This is a genomic window from Planococcus maritimus (assembly GCF_001687625.2).
GTDB lineage: Bacteria > Bacillota > Bacilli > Bacillales_A > Planococcaceae > Planococcus > Planococcus maritimus.
Genome location: NZ_CP016538.2, coordinates 828,713 through 844,238, shown reverse-complemented (window position 1 = coordinate 844,238; position 15,526 = coordinate 828,713). Strand labels below are relative to the sequence as shown.

The window sequence follows — 15,526 nt, the reverse complement described above, 5'->3', positions numbered from 1 at the left end:
TCTTAATTGAGGAGCTGAGACGATGAACACAAAACAATTTGAAGTAATGAAGAACGGCAAAGGCTTTATTGCAGCGCTCGACCAAAGCGGTGGCAGTACGCCAAAAGCGTTAAAACTGTATGGTGTGAACGAAGATGCTTACTCCAATGAAGACGAAATGTACGACTTGATTCACGAAATGAGAACACGTGTTATGACAGCACCCGGCTTTACGTCAGATCACATACTCGGGGCCATCCTGTTCGAACAAACGATGGACCGCGATGTCTATGGCAAATACACGAGCGATTATCTCTGGGAAGCAAAAGGCGTCGTGCCATTCCTGAAGATCGATAAAGGACTCGCTGATGAACAAAACGGCGTGCAATTGATGAAGCCGAATCCGAATTTAAACGAGTTGTTGACGCGTGCGGTTGAACGCAATGTCTTCGGCACGAAAATGCGCTCAGTCATCAAAGAGCCAAACGAAGACGGCATCAAGCAAGTAGTCGACCAGCAATTTGAAGTGGCGAAAGAAGTTATCGCCGCAGGACTCGTGCCGATCATTGAGCCGGAAGTCGACATCAACAGCGCCAACAAAGAACAAATCGAGGCGATGTTAAACGACGAAATCTTGAGCCATCTTGATAAACTCAGCGACGACGAGTACGTCATGCTGAAATTGACGATTCCGACACTCGCGAATTTCTACAAAGAACTTATCGATCACCCGCGCGTCGTGCGCGTTGTGGCGTTGTCCGGCGGCTATCCGCGAGAAGAAGCGAACGAAAAGCTTGCTGAAAACAACGGCTTGATCGCCAGCTTCTCACGCGCCTTGTCCGAAGGCTTAAGCGCCGACCAAGCGGATGAAGACTTTAATGCGACACTCGACCAGTCGATTAAAGGAATCTACGAAGCATCCATCACCTGATATAAAAAAAGCGCTCCCTTTGTGGTGCGCTTTTTTTCTTATGGATTGGAATGTATAAATAAAATCAAATCCTGGTCATATAGCTAAAGTCATGCCCAAGCGGGAGGCGACTGCTTCGCGATGACATCACCAATAAACAACCCATGTCACTATCAAGCCTAAATAAGCATCACCACCAGCGGATGAAAATGTGAAAAAGAAATACTTCATCACTCAAAAACTACAATGAAATGTATAAGCCGAACCGCGCACAAGGGCGAGCCGATGCCAGGAGACAAGTGTTCTTCTTGGCTCATGGCGAAAGGCCTGCCCCAAGCGGGAGGCGACTGCTTCCTGATGACATCATAAAAGAACAACCCATGTCACTCACAAGCCTAAATAAGCATCATCCACCAGCGGATGACCAAAAAAAAATGACATGCTTCATCACTCAAAAACTACAATGAAATGTATAAGCCGGACCGCGCACAAGGGCGAGCCGAAGTCATGAGATGAGCGTTCTTCTCAGCTCATGGCGGGAGGCCTGCCCCAAGCGGGAGGCGGCTGCTTCGCGATGACATCATCAACGAACAACCCATGTCACTATCAAGCCTAAATAAGCATCACCACCAGCGGATGAAAATGTGAAAAAGAAATACTTCATCGCTCAAAAACTACAATGAAATGTATAAGCCGAACCGCGCACAAGGGCGAGCCGATGCCATGAGACAAGTGTTCTTCTTGGCTCATGGCGGGAGGCCTGCCCAAAGCGGGAGGCGACTATTTGGCGATGACATCACCAACAAACAATCCATGTCACCCCACCAGCCTCAACAAGCATCATCCACAAGCGGTCGATCAAAAAAAAAACGACATGCTTCATCGCTCAAAAACTACAATGAAATGTATAAGCCGAACCGCGCTCACGGGCGAGCCGATGCCAGGAGCCAAGTGTTCTTCTTGGCTCCTGGCAAGAGGCCAGCCCAAAGCGGGAGGCGACTATTTGGCGATGACTTCACCAAAGAACAATCCATGTCACTAACTTCTTCAACCTCTATTCAGCACAAAGGAGAGATTGCATGTTCTATTTCCTGGTTCCGATCGCTATCGTCTTCGGCCTTGGCTTTATCGTCGATCGCCGGCGCAAGACGTCTGCTTATTACGACAAGCCGACCCACCCGGACGCAAAACCTGGCGACAGCTCAAATTACACCATGGGCGACAACCGCTACACGAGCGGCGGCGAATAAGAAAAGCGCGGCATCCAATTCGGATGCCGCGCTTTTTCATTACGGACGATAATTCAGCGTGATGCCTTTAAGAAGATTCCGCATAAGTTGATCGCCCAGCTCTTTGTAGTTCTTGTGGCCTTCTTTCCGGAGAAAAGCGCCAAGTTCGCCTTTAGAAACATTGATCCCAGCCAGCTTCCACAAGTCAAGTAAATCTTCGCTCGTCAGTTCCAACGCAATGCGCAGCTTTTTCAAGACCAAATTGTTAACGTGTTCGCCACTTACGTCAGGTGGTCCGGCGTCACCAGGTTTCGGGCCGCGGTTAAAGGTAATCAGGCCGTTCAAAAAACGCTCCAACTGATCGTTTGCCAACGGAATATTGGCTTCTGCCCCTTCATCTTCTGGTTCCGGCGTTTTCGTTAAGATCAACGGGACATCCACCGCATCCACTTTTTCCCCGCCGAGTGCGAAAATTTCTTTTACGTCGCTATTTTTCAAGTCCAGCGCATAGCGCAACCGGATCAATACATCGTTATTGTCCATCTAAAAAAATCCTCCTGCCGTGTTCGATTCAAATCCTGTTCCATCATACCACAGAGAAATGGCGCCCCGAACCATCAGGGCGCTATTTTTCAACGTTCAATGAATGTATGACGGAACCAAGTGTATTCGCTAGTATGCCGTTCACGCAACTGATATTTCAAAATTTTTCCTGAAGCGTTGCGCGGCAATTCATCCGCGAAACGGAATTTTTTCGGGGCTTTGTGAGGCGGCAAATGTTCCAGCAAGTATTCCGAAAGCGCCACTTCATCGATCGTCTCCCCTTCTTTTGGAACGATGACAACACCGACGATTTCGCCCCACTCTTCTTCAGGGATTCCGACAGTCGCCGCTTCCTGAATTTGCGGATGACGATTTAGCAATTGTTCAATTTCAATTGAATAGATATTGTTTCCCGCAGAGATGATGCGGTCGGATTTTCGGTCGACGAGCGTGATGTAGCCGTCTTCGTCGATTGTCGCAAGATCGCCAGTCAACAACCAGCCATTTCGGAAGGCGGCTTCGGTTTCATCGGGCATCTTGTAATACGATTTCATGATTGTCTCGCCGCGCATGATGAATTCACCGACCCGCCCCGGCGCGACGTCGTTCATTGATTCATCGACCACTCGGACATGTGTCATGTACATTGACTTACCGCCGGCGCCTTCTTTATGAGCATGCTCGCTTGGCAACAAATAAACGCCTCCCGGACCGCCCTCAGTGAGAAAGCATAAATTATAAAATTGTTCGTGACCGAAGAATTTCATCGCACGTGCCACCAGGCCGCTTGGCATCGGGTCTGTCCCGTACATGCATTTACGAATCGTCCCGAGGTCGTACGTGCTCTCCGGTGCCTCCATCAATGCATGGTACATATCAGGCAATCCGAAAAACACCGTACAGCCGTCCTGTTGAATGGCTTCCAATACATCCCTGGTCGCAAAGTCGCGCAAGATGGTTTGTGGCACGCCGAGTATGACGCCGGTCACTAAAAACAAATTCAGCTGGGAAGGATGGAAAAATGGTGCAGCATGAAGCAAGCGGTCATCATGATTGACACCGGTCCCGAGGATGAAAGAGGTGCTGACATTGACGATTCGCTGGTGGTCAAAAAGTGCTCCTTTCGGCGGGCCGGTCGTTCCTGAAGTATAGAGGATTTCGGCATCGTCTTCCGGCAAGATTTCTACGTTGGGTTCCGTGCGGTCATCGTCCAGCATTTCGTCCCAGCTCAGGTGGGCTTGCTCTTGCGCTTTCGGGTAGACGACCACTTGGTGCAGCAGCTCCTCCGATTTCTTTGCTTCCGCCACTAAGCTTTCAAACTCCTGATCGCAAAACACATAGGCCGCATCCGACTGACCAAAGAGATAGCCCGCTTCCTCAGCATTTAGCCTGTAATTGACTGGGACGACGACGCCCCCTGCCTTCAATGCCGCAAAAAACGCTATGACGTAAGCATCCGAATTCTTCATGAATAGCGCGACTTTATCGCCTTTTGCAATCCCTTCACGTACTAAAGCGTTCGCCAAGCGATTCACTTCCGCGTTTAATTCCTGATACGTATAGGATTTCCCCTCGAAATTCAATGCCACTAAATCAGGCTGACGCGTCGCGTTCATCGTTAAAGACGTGGTAATGTTCATCTCCCATTCCTCCTTTGTTTGTTCATGAATCTCCCCTTCTGACTGAGCGGTAGTTCTTCAATATTATAATATTCTGAAAATATAGTCAATATTACAGTAATTGGAAATAAAAAAAGACTCTTTTCAGAGCCTCTCTCGTGCCAACTAATTTATGGCCAAATAGATAAGATACAAAGGAATCAATCCCAAGGCCATGTACTTGGCGACTACGAAGGTACTTATGCCGAAGCATTTCATTTTGGCTGTCAGCGCTTCGCGGAAATCATTGAACAATTCAGGCATTACTTGGCCCTCCTTTAGGGTATAAGACCAGTATAGGCTAGCAAGCTGCCACAAGAACAGCACAAGATACTCGTTTCTGTAACTTTTTACGGCCTCTTGCGGTCTACTCTATAGACACAAAAAGGGGGGCGAACCCAATGAAGCAAAAAGCCGGAACTAGTTGGTTGATACTAATCGTGGCTCTTTTGATGCTCGCTTCGTGCGGCACCGAAAGCGACAATCTACCGGAAGATCCGGATACAGGGGGCGAGATCATCGAAGGTGAAGTCACATCAACAATCGAAGAAATGGACAATGGAACCTACCGTTATACCGTAAAAAACGATACACAAGAGCTTGTGACGTTCAACTTCACGAGCGGACAGCGCTATGATTTCACTTTAACTGACGAACAGGGCATCGAAGTATTCCGCATGTCGTCCGTCAGCATGTACACCCAAGCGCTGGGTGAAGAAAACTTATCCCCTGGCGAAGAGCTTCAATACGATATTCAAGTGCCAGCAGCCAATCTCGAACCTGGTACCTATACGCTTGAAGTGTGGATGACATCGACAGAAGGCACAAATTATCCAGCGGAAATTGAACACATCATCGAATAGCAAAACACCCGAACCGAATGTTGCGGTTCGGGTGTTCTACTATGTGCCGTGATTGCTCGTTTCTTGGCTTTCACGATAGACTAAAATCATCAATTAGTTAAAAAGGAGAATCCTATGGAACTTACACCTATTCCCGATCACGTGAAAGACGGGCTCGACATCCTATTTGTCGGGTTCAACCCGAGCATCCGCTCTAGTGAAACCGGCTATCATTACGCGAATCCAAACAACCGTTTTTGGAAGATCCTCTTCGAATCCGGACTAACACCCAGAAAGTACGCGCCGGAAGAAAATCATGATTTACTCAAACTTGGCTACGGCTTGACGAATATCGTTCCTCGCCCGACTAAAGCAGCGGCCGATATCACTAAAGAGGAATACAAAGAAGGCGCCGAACAATTAAAACGCAAAATCGAACGTTACCGGCCGAAAGTGCTATGTTTTGTCGGCAAAGGTGTCTACCTCCAATTTAGCGGCAAGAAATCCACTCATTGGGGCAAGCAGCCGGACTCAGTCATTCCTGGTGTCATCGAATTTGTCGCTCCCTCTTCAAGTGGCCTAGTGGGGATGAAACAAGCCGAAATCGTGGAAATTTACGAAGGTTTGCACCAATTGATATGTGAAAACAACTAAAATTCACTTGCAAATTATTCACAAATTAGACACTTACGAAAAAAGTTCCCCTATTGGTATAGTGTTGGAATGGTTGTTGAAACGACTGCTTTTATCCAGTCTATTACTATATCCAATATAAAAGAAATGGGGAATCTTTATGCAACAAGACAAACGCCTGCCACATAATGGCAAAGAAGGACTGCTTTTCGGCTCGCTAATAGTGACAATAACGGTGCTGCTCATGACCAGCTACAACGTCATGCTTCATACAGAGCATTTTACACTGGAAACGATGTGGACAATCCTAAAAATCATACCGGTCATGTGGATCATTGCAATGATTCTTGAAGGAGCAATCTTTGGAAGACTAGCAGAATCGTTAACAAAGAAACTGACGAATGACTCCTCTTCTTTCCACAAAAAAGTTTTGCTCCGTATTGTCTTCACAGTCATTGGCATGTCCGTGGCGATGACTTTTGTCGGTGACATCATCGCCAATGGCATCCACAACGAAATCTTCAGTAACTGGCTCGCGCATTGGCCATACAATTTTGCGATTGTACTGATTGCCGAAATTCTATTGATCCAACCCCTCGCACGCCAGGTAATGGTGAAATTGCACGAATCAAAAGACCGTCAAGCTGCCATCGTCCGATAAGTAACTGCACATTGATTATTCTCCTTTTGTTGCGGGTAAACAATTAGCACAAGGAGGAGATTCTACATGGCAAAAACAGCAATCGTTACAGGAGGCGGCAGCGGGCTCGGGCAATCGGCCGCGTTGCGCTTGGCACAGGAAGGCATCAATATCGCAGTCGTCGACATCAGTGAAAAAGGCGGCAATGAGACGGTCGAGCAAGTAAAAGCGCTTGGCCCGGATGCTATCTTTATCCGTGCAGATGTATCCAAAGCACAAGAAGTCAAAAACTACGTTGATAAAACGGTCGAACATTTCGGATCGATTGATTATTTCTTCAATAACGCCGGCATTTCCGGGAGCGGCAAACAATTTCTTGAAACGGATATAGAGGAAATCGAGCAGATTGTCGGTATCAACATGCTCGGCGCGCTTTATGGCCTGCGCTATGTAGCAGAAGTAATGGTGAACAACGGTGGCGGGGCGATCGTCAATACTGCATCAAGCGCCGGCGTCATCGGTCAAGATACAGTCGTCACTTATTCCGCAACCAAGCATGGCATCGTCGGCATGACTAAGTCACTGGTTGCCGAATACGCGAAAGACGGCTTGCGCGTGAACGCTGTGGCTCCTGGTCCGACTGAAACGCCGATGGTCAAAGCCTATTTTGACGCCAATCCAAAAATGAAGAAAAGCGCAGAAGAAGGCATCCCGCAAAAACGCCTCGGTACAGCAGATGAAGTCGCAGAACTCGTGGCGTTCCTGCTGACGTCGAAAGCGCAATACATTAACGGCGACGTCATCCGCATTGACGGGGGCTTCACCAGCACAAAATAATTGAGAAAGCTTCCAAGAGTTCATTCTCTTGGAAGCTTTTTTAGTCGTTCTCCAGGGACATCCGAAAGCAGCCAATAAAAAAACAGGAAAGGAGCGCAATGCCCCTTCCTGTTTTTTCGTTTCCTATCCAACCAGCTTCTGTCCGCAGTTTGGGCAAAATTTAGCACCGCTCACTTTCTCGCCGCAATTCGGGCAGAAGTTCGGTCCTTGTTGGCCGCCCGTGCTGCCTGAAGCGCTTGATGAACTTGCGCTCGAGTTTGGCGATTCTTTCTGGTCATCCATCATTTCCTTGGCGATGTTCATTCCCATCATCATGCCCGCCATATCGGAGGCTGTATTTGACCCGGATGATTTGCCCATCGCATCCGCGACAGAGATTTGCTGGTATTTTGACACGTCTCCGACCATGCCGTGTGAGGCGTTTTTATTGATCATGTCCTGGATTTCTTTCGGGTAGTTAAAGCTCATGACCTGGAAGCCAGTCACTTTCATCCCGTCGTCCATGATTTCCATGTTCAAATCATCCTGGATGCCCTTGCCGATTTCATGTGAATTCGACTGCAAATTGAACATGTCCTTGCCTTCACGGGTGATCCACTTCATCAATAATTGATCGAGACGCGCCGTAATGCGCAATTGAACATCTTCGACCAGGTAGCTTTGTTTGACGCCGGCGACTTTGTCGATCAAATTGACGTAATCGTTCACTTTAAAATGGAACGTGCCGTTCGCGCGGATGGGCATGCCGCCCGGAAGCTGCGGAGCGGGGATATTGATAGGGCTTTTCGTGCCCCATTTGACGGTGAATTCTTTCGTATTGACGAATAGCACTTCGACTCGCATGCCGCTGTTAAAGCCGAAGCGGAAGCCTTTCAAAGTGGACAGGAACGGCACGATCTCTGAAACGATGTCGTACTCGCCTTCTTGCTCGAAGATCCCTTCCACTTTGCCGTTATTGAAGAAAATCGCATCCTGGCCTGGCCGAATGATCAACCGGCTGCCTTTTTTGATTTCCTTATTCGTCCACTTCCAAAAAATCATATCGTCGCGGAACTCTTCCCATTCCACCACGTCTGAAAATTGATTGCCAAAAAATGCCATGTTCTTCATTCCTTCCTTTGTTCGATCGCCTAGAAGCTTCGGCCGCCGCCACTGAATGAACGCCCGCCGCCGGTCATGCCACCGCCGCCACCAAATCCGCCGCCATCTTTATTTTTCGGAACTTTTCTGCGCGTGACGGTTTTATTGCGGAAGCGGTCATTCTGGCTGCGTACGCGTGTGTGGTCCCGGTCGACGTATGTGCCAGGGGTCGTCGTCACCTTGCCCCCTGCGTTGTAAAGCATTGACCCGACAATCACCCCCGCGAGCAATATCGCGATGGCTAAATGAAACCAGCTTTTCAAGAAAATGCTCTCCGGATTGACACCCGGCCGGTATTCCATGTATTCGCTTGAAGTGACGACTGTTTCTTCGAACGCATCCGCATAATCGCCCGATTGCATCTCAGGGATAATCCGGTCAAGCACGAGATCGACGCGTTCCGGATCCAGCGTCTGCTCGGCCGTACCGAAACCAGCGAGATAGACTTCACGGCCGCCGATATCGATCGTCAATAGTACCGCATCTTCACGGCCTGTACTATCTGCGCGCGCATCGAAGAAATCACCCATATAGCCTTCGATCGATTGCCCTTCCGTACTATCGGTCGTCAAAAACAGAAAATCCACGTTTTGTTCCGCACCGTATTGCTCTGCCAAGGCTTCCAGTTCCTGCGCTTCTCCGCCACTGAGCAAGCCGGCTTCGTCGTATATCAAATCACCGGTTTGTGCTGAAACGGACAATCCGCTAATGAAAAACAGCAGTAAAGCCACTATCGGCATCCACGCCAGTTTACATGAAAACTTTTTCACCACAAGACACCCCCTACCGCAAAGGCGATGGCTTTCATGGCCACAAAACTCGATACGGCGATGCCGGTGAACCACAAGGCGACTTTGCCGGCGCTGATCGGCGGCTTGCCGACCACTTTGCCGGTTTGCCCGTTCATCGCAAAGGTATGCTCTTTATTGTCGAAATCGTAATACACCATCCACACTGGGAATAAAGTGTAATAGACTTTCTTTTTTTGCGCATCGATCTGCTTGGTCGTATAGCTGACGGATGAATAGCCGGAAATGGTCGTGCTGATATAAGCGTCGATATAAGGGACGATTTTCGATTCCACACGGGAAAACAATTGCTCGTCGTCGAAATCGTATTTTTCGGCTAAATAGCCCGCCAAATACGGCATGCGGAAATCTTTTAATTCGCTGTAATCGTAAGGCTCCAGCTTATCCATCAGCACATCGTCCATTTTTTCCGAAGCATCCGCCGGCACTTTTAAATAACTCAAATCGATTTCCCGGAACACGTCATAAAAATTCGTTTCCGTATAAATTGTATCTCCGCTTTGGTAAGTCCGGACTTGCGTGCCGATTGCCTGGATATGGGCTTCGCCTTCGATGTCGTAAAGCCAAAACGGCACGTACATGCCTGTCATTTTCTTGATGCGGTCGCCGCTCATAAAGCCGCGCGGGGTCAATCGCCCGCCGCGCGTCCATTTCTTGAACGCTGTGACCGCTTCATCTTTGCTGACGGTAAACGGAATGACTTTGGCCGGGGCGAGATCTCCCGTCAAACGGTCTGCCAATACGACCGATGCCCCGCAGAAGCTGCAGTGGGTCGCGGTCGTTTCCGCTTCAGTCAGGATGATCGCCCCGCAGTTTTCGCAATGGTATTCTTTCGCTTCGCCTTCATCGAATTTCCGTTCGATGTTCTGTTCCGGAAAGGTCTCGATGTTTTCTTCATGGCCGCAGCTCGGGCAGCTTAAATGGCCCGATTCGCTATCGAACGCCATGTCAGCTCCGCAATTCGGGCATTTGTAATGGATGACCAAACGAGTTTCCTCCCTTCGTGCTTCAGGATCGCGTCCAGTTGCCGGACATTACTCGTTCTTTCCGATTTGGCTCTTCAGCGCTTCCAGTTCCGCGTCCACATTGGTACCTGATTTCAAGGACTCCAGTTCCTCGTCGACATTCGGGCCGTCATCGTATTTCTTCGCCAAGTCCTTGATGCTTGTCTCTGAGCTTTTATTGAGTTCAGCCATCGCGGCCGATTCATCCAATTGCTGGTTGATTTTCTTCTCCATCGCATCGAATGCCGAGATGCGTTCGCCTGCCCCTCCGACACTGGACGCGAAATCATTCATGCGCTGTTGCGTCTTCGCAACTGCCGCTTTGCCTTTCAGTTCTTGGCGGCGCGATTCAAGCTCGCCGATATCGCTCTCTAATTTATCGTGCATTTGGCGCATCTGCTGCGTATTCGTCGCCGCGAGTTCGACCGCCGTCTCTTTGTCCGTCACGCGTTCCGACAGTTCCGCCTTGCGCTGGAGGAATTTTCGGGCGTCTTCTTCATTGCCCGCTTCGAGCGCTTTTACCGCATAGCGCTGCATATCGTCCATCTCTTTCTTCAACTCATCAAGTTCGCGGCGCTCGCGTTTCTCTGCCGCCATGATCGCTGCCGTCTCGGATTTCACTTTGCCAAGGTCGCTATTCAAGTCGCGCAAATACTGATCGATCATCTTTTCCGGGTCTTCCGCCTTGTCCAGCATTGCGTGGATATTGCTCGTCATAATGTCTCTGAAACGTTTTAGGATCTCCATTTTCATTCTCCTCTTCGATTAAATTTGTGGTTCTGTAAAACTTCTATTATTTTTTGGATTCTCCTCTAAAATGCTCACTCACTCTAACTTCCACTGGTTGTCAGAGTAATATGAATACGTTTAATCCATGAATTGGTTTCGTTTGAGTCCGTTGGAATGAAAAGAACCGCCCCCTGCCGCTAGCGAAAAAAGCGCTGGAGACGGGTGGCGACAATCGCATTTCTTTTAAACTAAAGACATTTCAATTAAAGATTTTTTCATTTTTAAGTTTACAGAAACTTCGAAAAAGGAAATAGAAGGGAGTAGTTAATCAAAACTCTAGGAGGAACTTAAGTGGGACATTATATTCAAGTTGAAGAAAACGTGAAAATTCATGTAGAAGATATTGGCTCTGGACAGCCCGTCGTCTTTCTTCACGGCTGGCCGTTGAACAATAAAGCATTCGAATACCAGACGAGCTTGCTCGCGAAGAACGGCTTCCGCTATATCGGTGTCGACATGCGCGGCTACGGAAAATCCGACAAGCCCTGGGCAGGATACGATTACGATACGATGGCCAAAGACCTGGAAGCGGTCGTCAATGAACTTCGTCTAGAACCATTCGTGCTCGCCGGTTTTTCCATGGGCGGCCCGATCGCTATTCGTTATTTGACAAAATTCGGGTCGGAAAAAGTCGACAAACTCCTCTTGATGGGTGCTGCAGCTCCGATCTTCACGCAGCGTGATGATTTCAACGTCGGCATGAAACCTGAAGAAGTGGACGACATCATCGCCCAAATCGAAAAAGACCGCCCGGCGTTTCTTGCCGAGTTTGCGGACTTGTTTTTCGAACAGAAACATTCACCGCAATTCCTGAATTGGTTCCAGTCACTGGCGCTTGAAGCAGGCGCACACTCCACATTGAACTCAGCCGTTGCCCTGCGCGACGAAGACTTGCGCGGCGAGCTGTCTTCTATTACAGTGCCGACAGCTATTTTCCACGGCAAAAAAGACCAGATCTGCCCTTACGAACTCGGCGAAATCCTGGACAAGGAAATCCCGAACTCTGTACTCGTACCATTCGAAGACAGCGGACACGGCATCAATGCTGATGAGCCGGAACGTTTCAACGAAGAACTCTTGAACTTCCTGAATAGTTCAAGCACCTAATCTACGAAGCGCCAAAAAAATCCAGCCTCCCTATATTCAGGAAGGCTGGATTTTTAATTGAACCGAAAAGCTGTCGCAAACGACCGCACAATGTCGATCAAAGTGCCGGTCATCTCTTTTGGGGATTTCTCATAGCCTGTTTTGGCCCATTCCAGAATAAGTCCTGAAGTCCCGTACGCCATATACCGTTTGAACTGCTGGGAGTTAATATGGTCGTTGTGGATCCCTTCGAATGTAAACCCTTCGTCGAGCATTTCAAAAATCGCTTGCGGCAACTCTCCGTGAAGTCCTGGGATGGTATCTTCTGTTAGATATAAATTGAAAAAAGAACGATTATCATACACAAAGCGAATCAATTCAAAAGAATCCGCATCCATTGCCGAAGTGAGCACATCCGCTCCCTTTTTGTAGCGCTCGGTACTGGTTCGTTTAATCTGCCGGAACATTTCTTCGAGCAGTTCTTCAGTCAAATGGAACTTGTCCAGATAATACAAATAGAAAGTCGCCCGGTTATACTGCGCTCGGTGGACAATATCTGTCACCGACACGTGGCTGTATCCTTTTTCGTTGATCAATTCGATATACGCTTCTTTTAAATGCTGCTTCGTTCGCTCTGCTTGCGGAGATAATCTTTCTTTTTTACTTTTCATCGCCCATCCCCCTTAAACTCGACAGTTCTCAAGAATGTGTCGAATTACTCGACACATCCGGAAATTTTACTGATTGAGAGCTTGCTTGCAAACGCTTACAGTAAAAGAGTAGCCTATTTTCAAGTTTAGCATATCCATGAAAAGGAGAGAGATATCCATGATTAATTACCAAGACAAAGTCGTCATTATTACCGGCGGAGGTTCCGGTCTTGGCCGTGCCGCTGCCGACTCGATCGCAGCTCAAGGCGGCAAGCTGGTCCTTGTAGACATGAACAATGAGTCACTGGAAGCGAGCAAAAACGAAATTCTGGCAGATTTCCCGGACGCTTCTATCAAGATTGTTGAAGCAAACGTGACCGATGAAGAACAAGTGAAAAACTATGTCCAATTCACGCTCGATACATTCGGCAAAATCGATGGCTTCTTCAATAACGCCGGTATCGAAGGCAAGCAGAACTTGACGGAAGACTACGGTTCTGATGAATTCGAAAAAGTCATCAGCGTCAACTTGAACGGTGTCTTCTACGGCATGAAGCACGTCTTGAAAGTTATGAAAGAGCAAGGCTACGGCTCGATTGTCAATACCGCATCGGTTGGCGGCATCCGCGGCATCGGCAACCAGTCCGGCTATGCAGCGAGCAAGCACGGCGTTGTCGGCATGACACGCAATTCCGGCATCGAATATGGTGAGTTTGGCATTAGCATCAACGCCATCGCACCAGGCGCCATCATGACGCCAATGGTCGAAGGCTCTTTGAAGCAAATCGCTGGAGACGACTGGGAAGCAGCCGGCCAGGAATTCGTCAGCGTCAACCCGATGAAACGTTTCGGTAAACCAGAGGAAGTTGGCAACCTCGTCGCTTTCTTGTTATCGGATGCAGCGAAATTCATCAACGCTACCGTCATTCCGATCGACGGCGGCCAATCCTATAAATATTGATCACACGAACAGCCCGGGATTTCCCGGGTTGTTTTTATTTTGACTCAATACTTAAACGTATTTTCCGAAGCTTACCGCTCGCTTTCCGTGGGCTCGCGCCCAAGCCTCCTCGCTCACTACGTTCACTGCGGGGTCTCGGTCGTCTCGCTTTACCACAGGAGTCGAGCGGACGCTTCTCCAAACACTCCAATATCTCGCTGATATCAATACACAGCAAATACGATTTTTCTCAGTAACCGGAAAATCATCTACTCAAGACGCATCACATGCATTTCCGAATCAAATCACAGATAATAAGAAAGTATTTAATTGCGGGAAGGCCTTGTCCTGCCCAAACTGAAGGAGTGTTACGATGCAATCAATTAAAGGGAAAACGGCGATCATCACAGGTGGAGGACGCGGCATTGGCCGTGCGACAGCGATCGCTCTTGCCAATGAAGGCGTAAATGTCGGCTTGATCGGCTTGAATCAGGAAAATCTCGACAAAGTATCTGTCGAACTGCAAGATGCGAATGTCAAAGTGGCAACAGCTTCAGCCGATGTGACGGATCTCGCAGCGATTGAACAAGCGACAGAGAAACTCAAAAACGAACTCGGGGCTATCGACATCCTGATCAATAACGCCGGCACCGGAAAATTCGGCGGCTTTATGGAACTATCTCCAGAAGAATGGAAAAACATCGTCGACGTCAACTTGATGGGTGTCTATAACGCCACACGTGCCGTCTTGCCTGGCATGATCGAGCAAAGCTCAGGCGATATCATCAATATTTCGTCCACTGCAGGTCAAAAAGGCGCACCGGTCACGAGCGCTTACAGCTCTTCCAAATTCGCTGTCATGGGCTTGACTGAATCGCTCGCACTCGAAGTACGCAAACACAATATCCGCGTTACGGCGATGACGCCGAGCACAGTCGTCACGGACCTTGCTCACGAGTCCAATTTGATCACAGGAGATGCTGAAAAAGTCATGCATCCGGAAGACTTGGCGGACTTGATTGTCGCTAGTTTGAAACTGCATCCGCGCGTCTTTGTTAAGAGCGCCGGACTATGGTCGACTAACCCATCCTAAACAAAAACGGAGCTTGAGGAAATTTCCTCAAGCTCCGTTTTTTATTTGTGATCGTTATCCGTCACATCGTGATCGTCTTCGCTTGATACGTGCTTCGAATATTCTTTTGCGTCTTCCTGTTGGTCTCTGCCTTTTTCTTCACCGTAATCTGTAGCTTCATTGTCTCCATCTAGCGCCTCTTTTGTTTTATTGATTGCTTTATCAATCGCAGATTCACGTGCCCCCACTTGCTTTTCAGGCGTGCGCCCAGCGGTTCCTTTTCTGGCCATACAGCAATTCCTCCTCGTCGTGCATTTTGTATACTGTACCCGTTCATCCGGAACTTACACCTGCTCAACGACACAAAAAATGTCAGTTATTTCATTAAAACATGCCGCTTTCGTGGTTATTGCGAGTGGCTTGACGCCTTGCATCTGCTTCTGCCGTGCTTTGGTTTAAGGATTTGTCAGCTTTTCCTAAACTGTATTTTTTCTTTGTCAGTTTATCCACGATATAGCTCCCAATAAACAAAGCTGCAAAGAACCCCCAGAAAATCCACATCATCCAATGCATAAAAATCTCCCCTTTCGTCTTTTGTTCACTTAGTTACCTTGTAGTACGTATTCGCCTGTATAAAGTTTCAAAAATCGGTATTTTCAGTTATTCTTTAAATAAAGTTTAGCTTATGACTTTCTTTTGCCTCATACTGTTTTCCCGAAATCATTGAGCATGCCGTGCAGTCTTAATGAATCATCATCATTTATC

20 protein-coding genes are annotated in these 15,526 nt (G+C 48.3%); 10 read left to right on the top strand and 10 right to left on the bottom strand.

Translation table 11 applies throughout. The features are described from left to right. Nucleotides 1-22 precede the first annotated feature (22 nt). From BBI11_RS04225 to BBI11_RS16445, 3 genes are all read left to right on the top strand, one after another. Nucleotides 23-910: a fructose bisphosphate aldolase gene (locus BBI11_RS04225; RefSeq protein WP_068460944.1), complete on the top strand. Its 888-nt coding sequence runs from the start codon at nt 23-25 to the stop codon at nt 908-910. A 763-nt stretch (nt 911-1,673) separates the two neighbouring features. Beyond that, nucleotides 1,674-1,931, top strand: a complete 258-nt coding sequence (locus BBI11_RS16320; protein WP_156889037.1) for a hypothetical protein — start codon at nt 1,674-1,676, stop codon at nt 1,929-1,931. 37 nt (nt 1,932-1,968) lie between these two features. Further along, a complete protein-coding gene (locus tag BBI11_RS16445) occupies nt 1,969-2,139 on the top strand; it encodes a hypothetical protein (RefSeq protein WP_167358146.1) in 171 nt (56 codons plus the stop codon). Between the two features lie 39 nt (nt 2,140-2,178). Here the strand turns inward: BBI11_RS16445 and BBI11_RS04220 are convergent, their stop codons facing one another. The 3 genes from BBI11_RS04220 to BBI11_RS16315 all read right to left on the bottom strand — a co-directional run bounded on the left by BBI11_RS04220 (nt 2,179) and on the right by BBI11_RS16315 (nt 4,583). Further along, nucleotides 2,179-2,661 carry a YehS family protein gene (locus BBI11_RS04220; RefSeq protein ID WP_068460943.1) on the bottom strand — a complete coding sequence of 161 codons (483 nt, stop codon included), beginning with the start codon at nt 2,659-2,661 and terminating at the stop codon, nt 2,179-2,181. A gap of 89 nt (nt 2,662-2,750) precedes the next feature. Beyond that, nucleotides 2,751-4,331 carry a class I adenylate-forming enzyme family protein gene (locus BBI11_RS04215; RefSeq protein ID WP_257785577.1) on the bottom strand — a complete coding sequence of 527 codons (1,581 nt, stop codon included), beginning with the start codon at nt 4,329-4,331 and terminating at the stop codon, nt 2,751-2,753. Between the two features lie 114 nt (nt 4,332-4,445). Next, nucleotides 4,446-4,583 carry a hypothetical protein gene (locus BBI11_RS16315; RefSeq protein ID WP_156889036.1) on the bottom strand — a complete coding sequence of 46 codons (138 nt, stop codon included), beginning with the start codon at nt 4,581-4,583 and terminating at the stop codon, nt 4,446-4,448. Nucleotides 4,584-4,720: 137 nt separating this feature from the next. Between BBI11_RS16315 and BBI11_RS04210 the strand changes: the two genes are divergently transcribed. The 4 genes from BBI11_RS04210 (at nt 4,721) to BBI11_RS04195 (ending at nt 7,271) form a co-directional block, all read left to right on the top strand. Continuing rightward, complete coding sequence (locus tag BBI11_RS04210) at nt 4,721-5,182, top strand: BsuPI-related putative proteinase inhibitor (protein WP_068460940.1); 462 nt, start codon at nt 4,721-4,723, stop codon at nt 5,180-5,182. A gap of 114 nt (nt 5,183-5,296) precedes the next feature. Beyond that, entirely contained in the window at nt 5,297-5,815 is a 519-nt protein-coding gene (locus tag BBI11_RS04205) for a mismatch-specific DNA-glycosylase (protein ID WP_068460938.1), read from the top strand. Nucleotides 5,816-5,954: 139 nt separating this feature from the next. Then, entirely contained in the window at nt 5,955-6,455 is a 501-nt protein-coding gene (locus tag BBI11_RS04200; protein WP_068460936.1) for a DUF2798 domain-containing protein, read from the top strand. 66 nt (nt 6,456-6,521) lie between these two features. Beyond that, nucleotides 6,522-7,271 (top strand): SDR family NAD(P)-dependent oxidoreductase, encoded by a 750-nt coding sequence (locus BBI11_RS04195; protein WP_068460934.1) that lies wholly within the window; start codon nt 6,522-6,524, stop codon nt 7,269-7,271. A 123-nt stretch (nt 7,272-7,394) separates the two neighbouring features. On the opposite strand, the gene BBI11_RS04190 is transcribed toward BBI11_RS04195, so the two are convergent. Genes BBI11_RS04190 through BBI11_RS04175 form a run of 4 tightly spaced genes read right to left on the bottom strand, consistent with a single transcriptional unit; the run spans nt 7,395 to nt 10,971 of the window. Continuing rightward, entirely contained in the window at nt 7,395-8,372 is a 978-nt protein-coding gene (locus tag BBI11_RS04190; protein WP_068460931.1) for an SPFH domain-containing protein, read from the bottom strand. A 29-nt stretch (nt 8,373-8,401) separates the two neighbouring features. Further along, nucleotides 8,402-9,181: a TPM domain-containing protein gene (locus BBI11_RS04185; RefSeq protein WP_237150316.1), complete on the bottom strand. Its 780-nt coding sequence runs from the start codon at nt 9,179-9,181 to the stop codon at nt 8,402-8,404. After that, nucleotides 9,178-10,206, bottom strand: coding sequence for a TFIIB-type zinc ribbon-containing protein (locus BBI11_RS04180; RefSeq protein WP_068460929.1), 1,029 nt, complete (start codon nt 10,204-10,206; stop codon nt 9,178-9,180). Before BBI11_RS04180 ends, BBI11_RS04185 begins: the two co-directional genes overlap by 4 nt. A 48-nt stretch (nt 10,207-10,254) precedes the next feature. Beyond that, on the bottom strand, nt 10,255-10,971 hold the full coding sequence (locus BBI11_RS04175; RefSeq protein WP_068460927.1) for a PspA/IM30 family protein: 717 nt from the start codon (nt 10,969-10,971) through the stop codon (nt 10,255-10,257). Between the two features lie 333 nt (nt 10,972-11,304). On the opposite strand from BBI11_RS04175, the gene BBI11_RS04170 reads away from it, so the two are divergent. Beyond that, complete coding sequence (locus BBI11_RS04170; RefSeq protein ID WP_068460925.1) at nt 11,305-12,120, top strand: alpha/beta fold hydrolase; 816 nt, start codon at nt 11,305-11,307, stop codon at nt 12,118-12,120. Between the two features lie 53 nt (nt 12,121-12,173). On the opposite strand, the gene BBI11_RS04165 is transcribed toward BBI11_RS04170, so the two are convergent. Further along, on the bottom strand, nt 12,174-12,770 hold the full coding sequence (locus tag BBI11_RS04165; RefSeq protein WP_068460922.1) for a TetR/AcrR family transcriptional regulator: 597 nt from the start codon (nt 12,768-12,770) through the stop codon (nt 12,174-12,176). 157 nt (nt 12,771-12,927) lie between these two features. Here BBI11_RS04165 and BBI11_RS04160 point away from each other — a divergent pair, with 157 nt between their 5' ends. Next, a complete protein-coding gene (locus BBI11_RS04160) occupies nt 12,928-13,710 on the top strand; it encodes a glucose 1-dehydrogenase (protein WP_068460920.1) in 783 nt (260 codons plus the stop codon). A 352-nt stretch (nt 13,711-14,062) separates the two neighbouring features. Next, nucleotides 14,063-14,782 (top strand): 3-ketoacyl-ACP reductase, encoded by a 720-nt coding sequence (locus tag BBI11_RS04155; protein WP_068460919.1) that lies wholly within the window; start codon nt 14,063-14,065, stop codon nt 14,780-14,782. A 41-nt stretch (nt 14,783-14,823) separates the two neighbouring features. On the opposite strand, the gene BBI11_RS04150 is transcribed toward BBI11_RS04155, so the two are convergent. Both BBI11_RS04150 and BBI11_RS04145 read right to left on the bottom strand, forming a co-directional pair. Beyond that, the gene (locus tag BBI11_RS04150) at nt 14,824-15,051 is read right to left on the bottom strand and encodes a hypothetical protein (RefSeq protein ID WP_068460916.1); all 228 of its coding nucleotides are present in this window, start codon (nt 15,049-15,051) and stop codon (nt 14,824-14,826) included. Between the two features lie 94 nt (nt 15,052-15,145). Continuing rightward, nucleotides 15,146-15,334 carry a hypothetical protein gene (locus tag BBI11_RS04145; protein WP_068460914.1) on the bottom strand — a complete coding sequence of 63 codons (189 nt, stop codon included), beginning with the start codon at nt 15,332-15,334 and terminating at the stop codon, nt 15,146-15,148. Between the last annotated feature and the right edge of the window lie 192 nt (nt 15,335-15,526).

Bases quoted from the DNA above. Each gene is read 5' to 3' on its own strand.
- BBI11_RS04155 (WP_068460919.1), top strand. From the start codon at position 14,063: ATGCAATCAATTAAAGGGAAAACGGCGATCATCACAGGTGGAGGACGC.
- BBI11_RS04200 (WP_068460936.1), top strand. From the start codon at position 5,955: ATGCAACAAGACAAACGCCTGCCACATAATGGCAAAGAAGGACTGCTT.
- BBI11_RS04205 (WP_068460938.1), top strand. From the start codon at position 5,297: ATGGAACTTACACCTATTCCCGATCACGTGAAAGACGGGCTCGACATC.
- BBI11_RS04150 (WP_068460916.1), bottom strand. From the start codon at position 15,051: ATGGCCAGAAAAGGAACCGCTGGGCGCACGCCTGAAAAGCAAGTGGGG.
- BBI11_RS04175 (WP_068460927.1), bottom strand. From the start codon at position 10,971: ATGGAGATCCTAAAACGTTTCAGAGACATTATGACGAGCAATATCCAC.
- BBI11_RS04220 (WP_068460943.1), bottom strand. From the start codon at position 2,661: ATGGACAATAACGATGTATTGATCCGGTTGCGCTATGCGCTGGACTTG.
- BBI11_RS04225 (WP_068460944.1), top strand. From the start codon at position 23: ATGAACACAAAACAATTTGAAGTAATGAAGAACGGCAAAGGCTTTATT.
- BBI11_RS04195 (WP_068460934.1), top strand. From the start codon at position 6,522: ATGGCAAAAACAGCAATCGTTACAGGAGGCGGCAGCGGGCTCGGGCAA.
- BBI11_RS04145 (WP_068460914.1), bottom strand. From the start codon at position 15,334: ATGCATTGGATGATGTGGATTTTCTGGGGGTTCTTTGCAGCTTTGTTT.
- BBI11_RS04165 (WP_068460922.1), bottom strand. From the start codon at position 12,770: ATGAAAAGTAAAAAAGAAAGATTATCTCCGCAAGCAGAGCGAACGAAG.
- BBI11_RS04160 (WP_068460920.1), top strand. From the start codon at position 12,928: ATGATTAATTACCAAGACAAAGTCGTCATTATTACCGGCGGAGGTTCC.
- BBI11_RS04190 (WP_068460931.1), bottom strand. From the start codon at position 8,372: ATGGCATTTTTTGGCAATCAATTTTCAGACGTGGTGGAATGGGAAGAG.
- BBI11_RS16445 (WP_167358146.1), top strand. From the start codon at position 1,969: ATGTTCTATTTCCTGGTTCCGATCGCTATCGTCTTCGGCCTTGGCTTT.
- BBI11_RS16315 (WP_156889036.1), bottom strand. From the start codon at position 4,583: ATGCCTGAATTGTTCAATGATTTCCGCGAAGCGCTGACAGCCAAAATG.
- BBI11_RS04210 (WP_068460940.1), top strand. From the start codon at position 4,721: ATGAAGCAAAAAGCCGGAACTAGTTGGTTGATACTAATCGTGGCTCTT.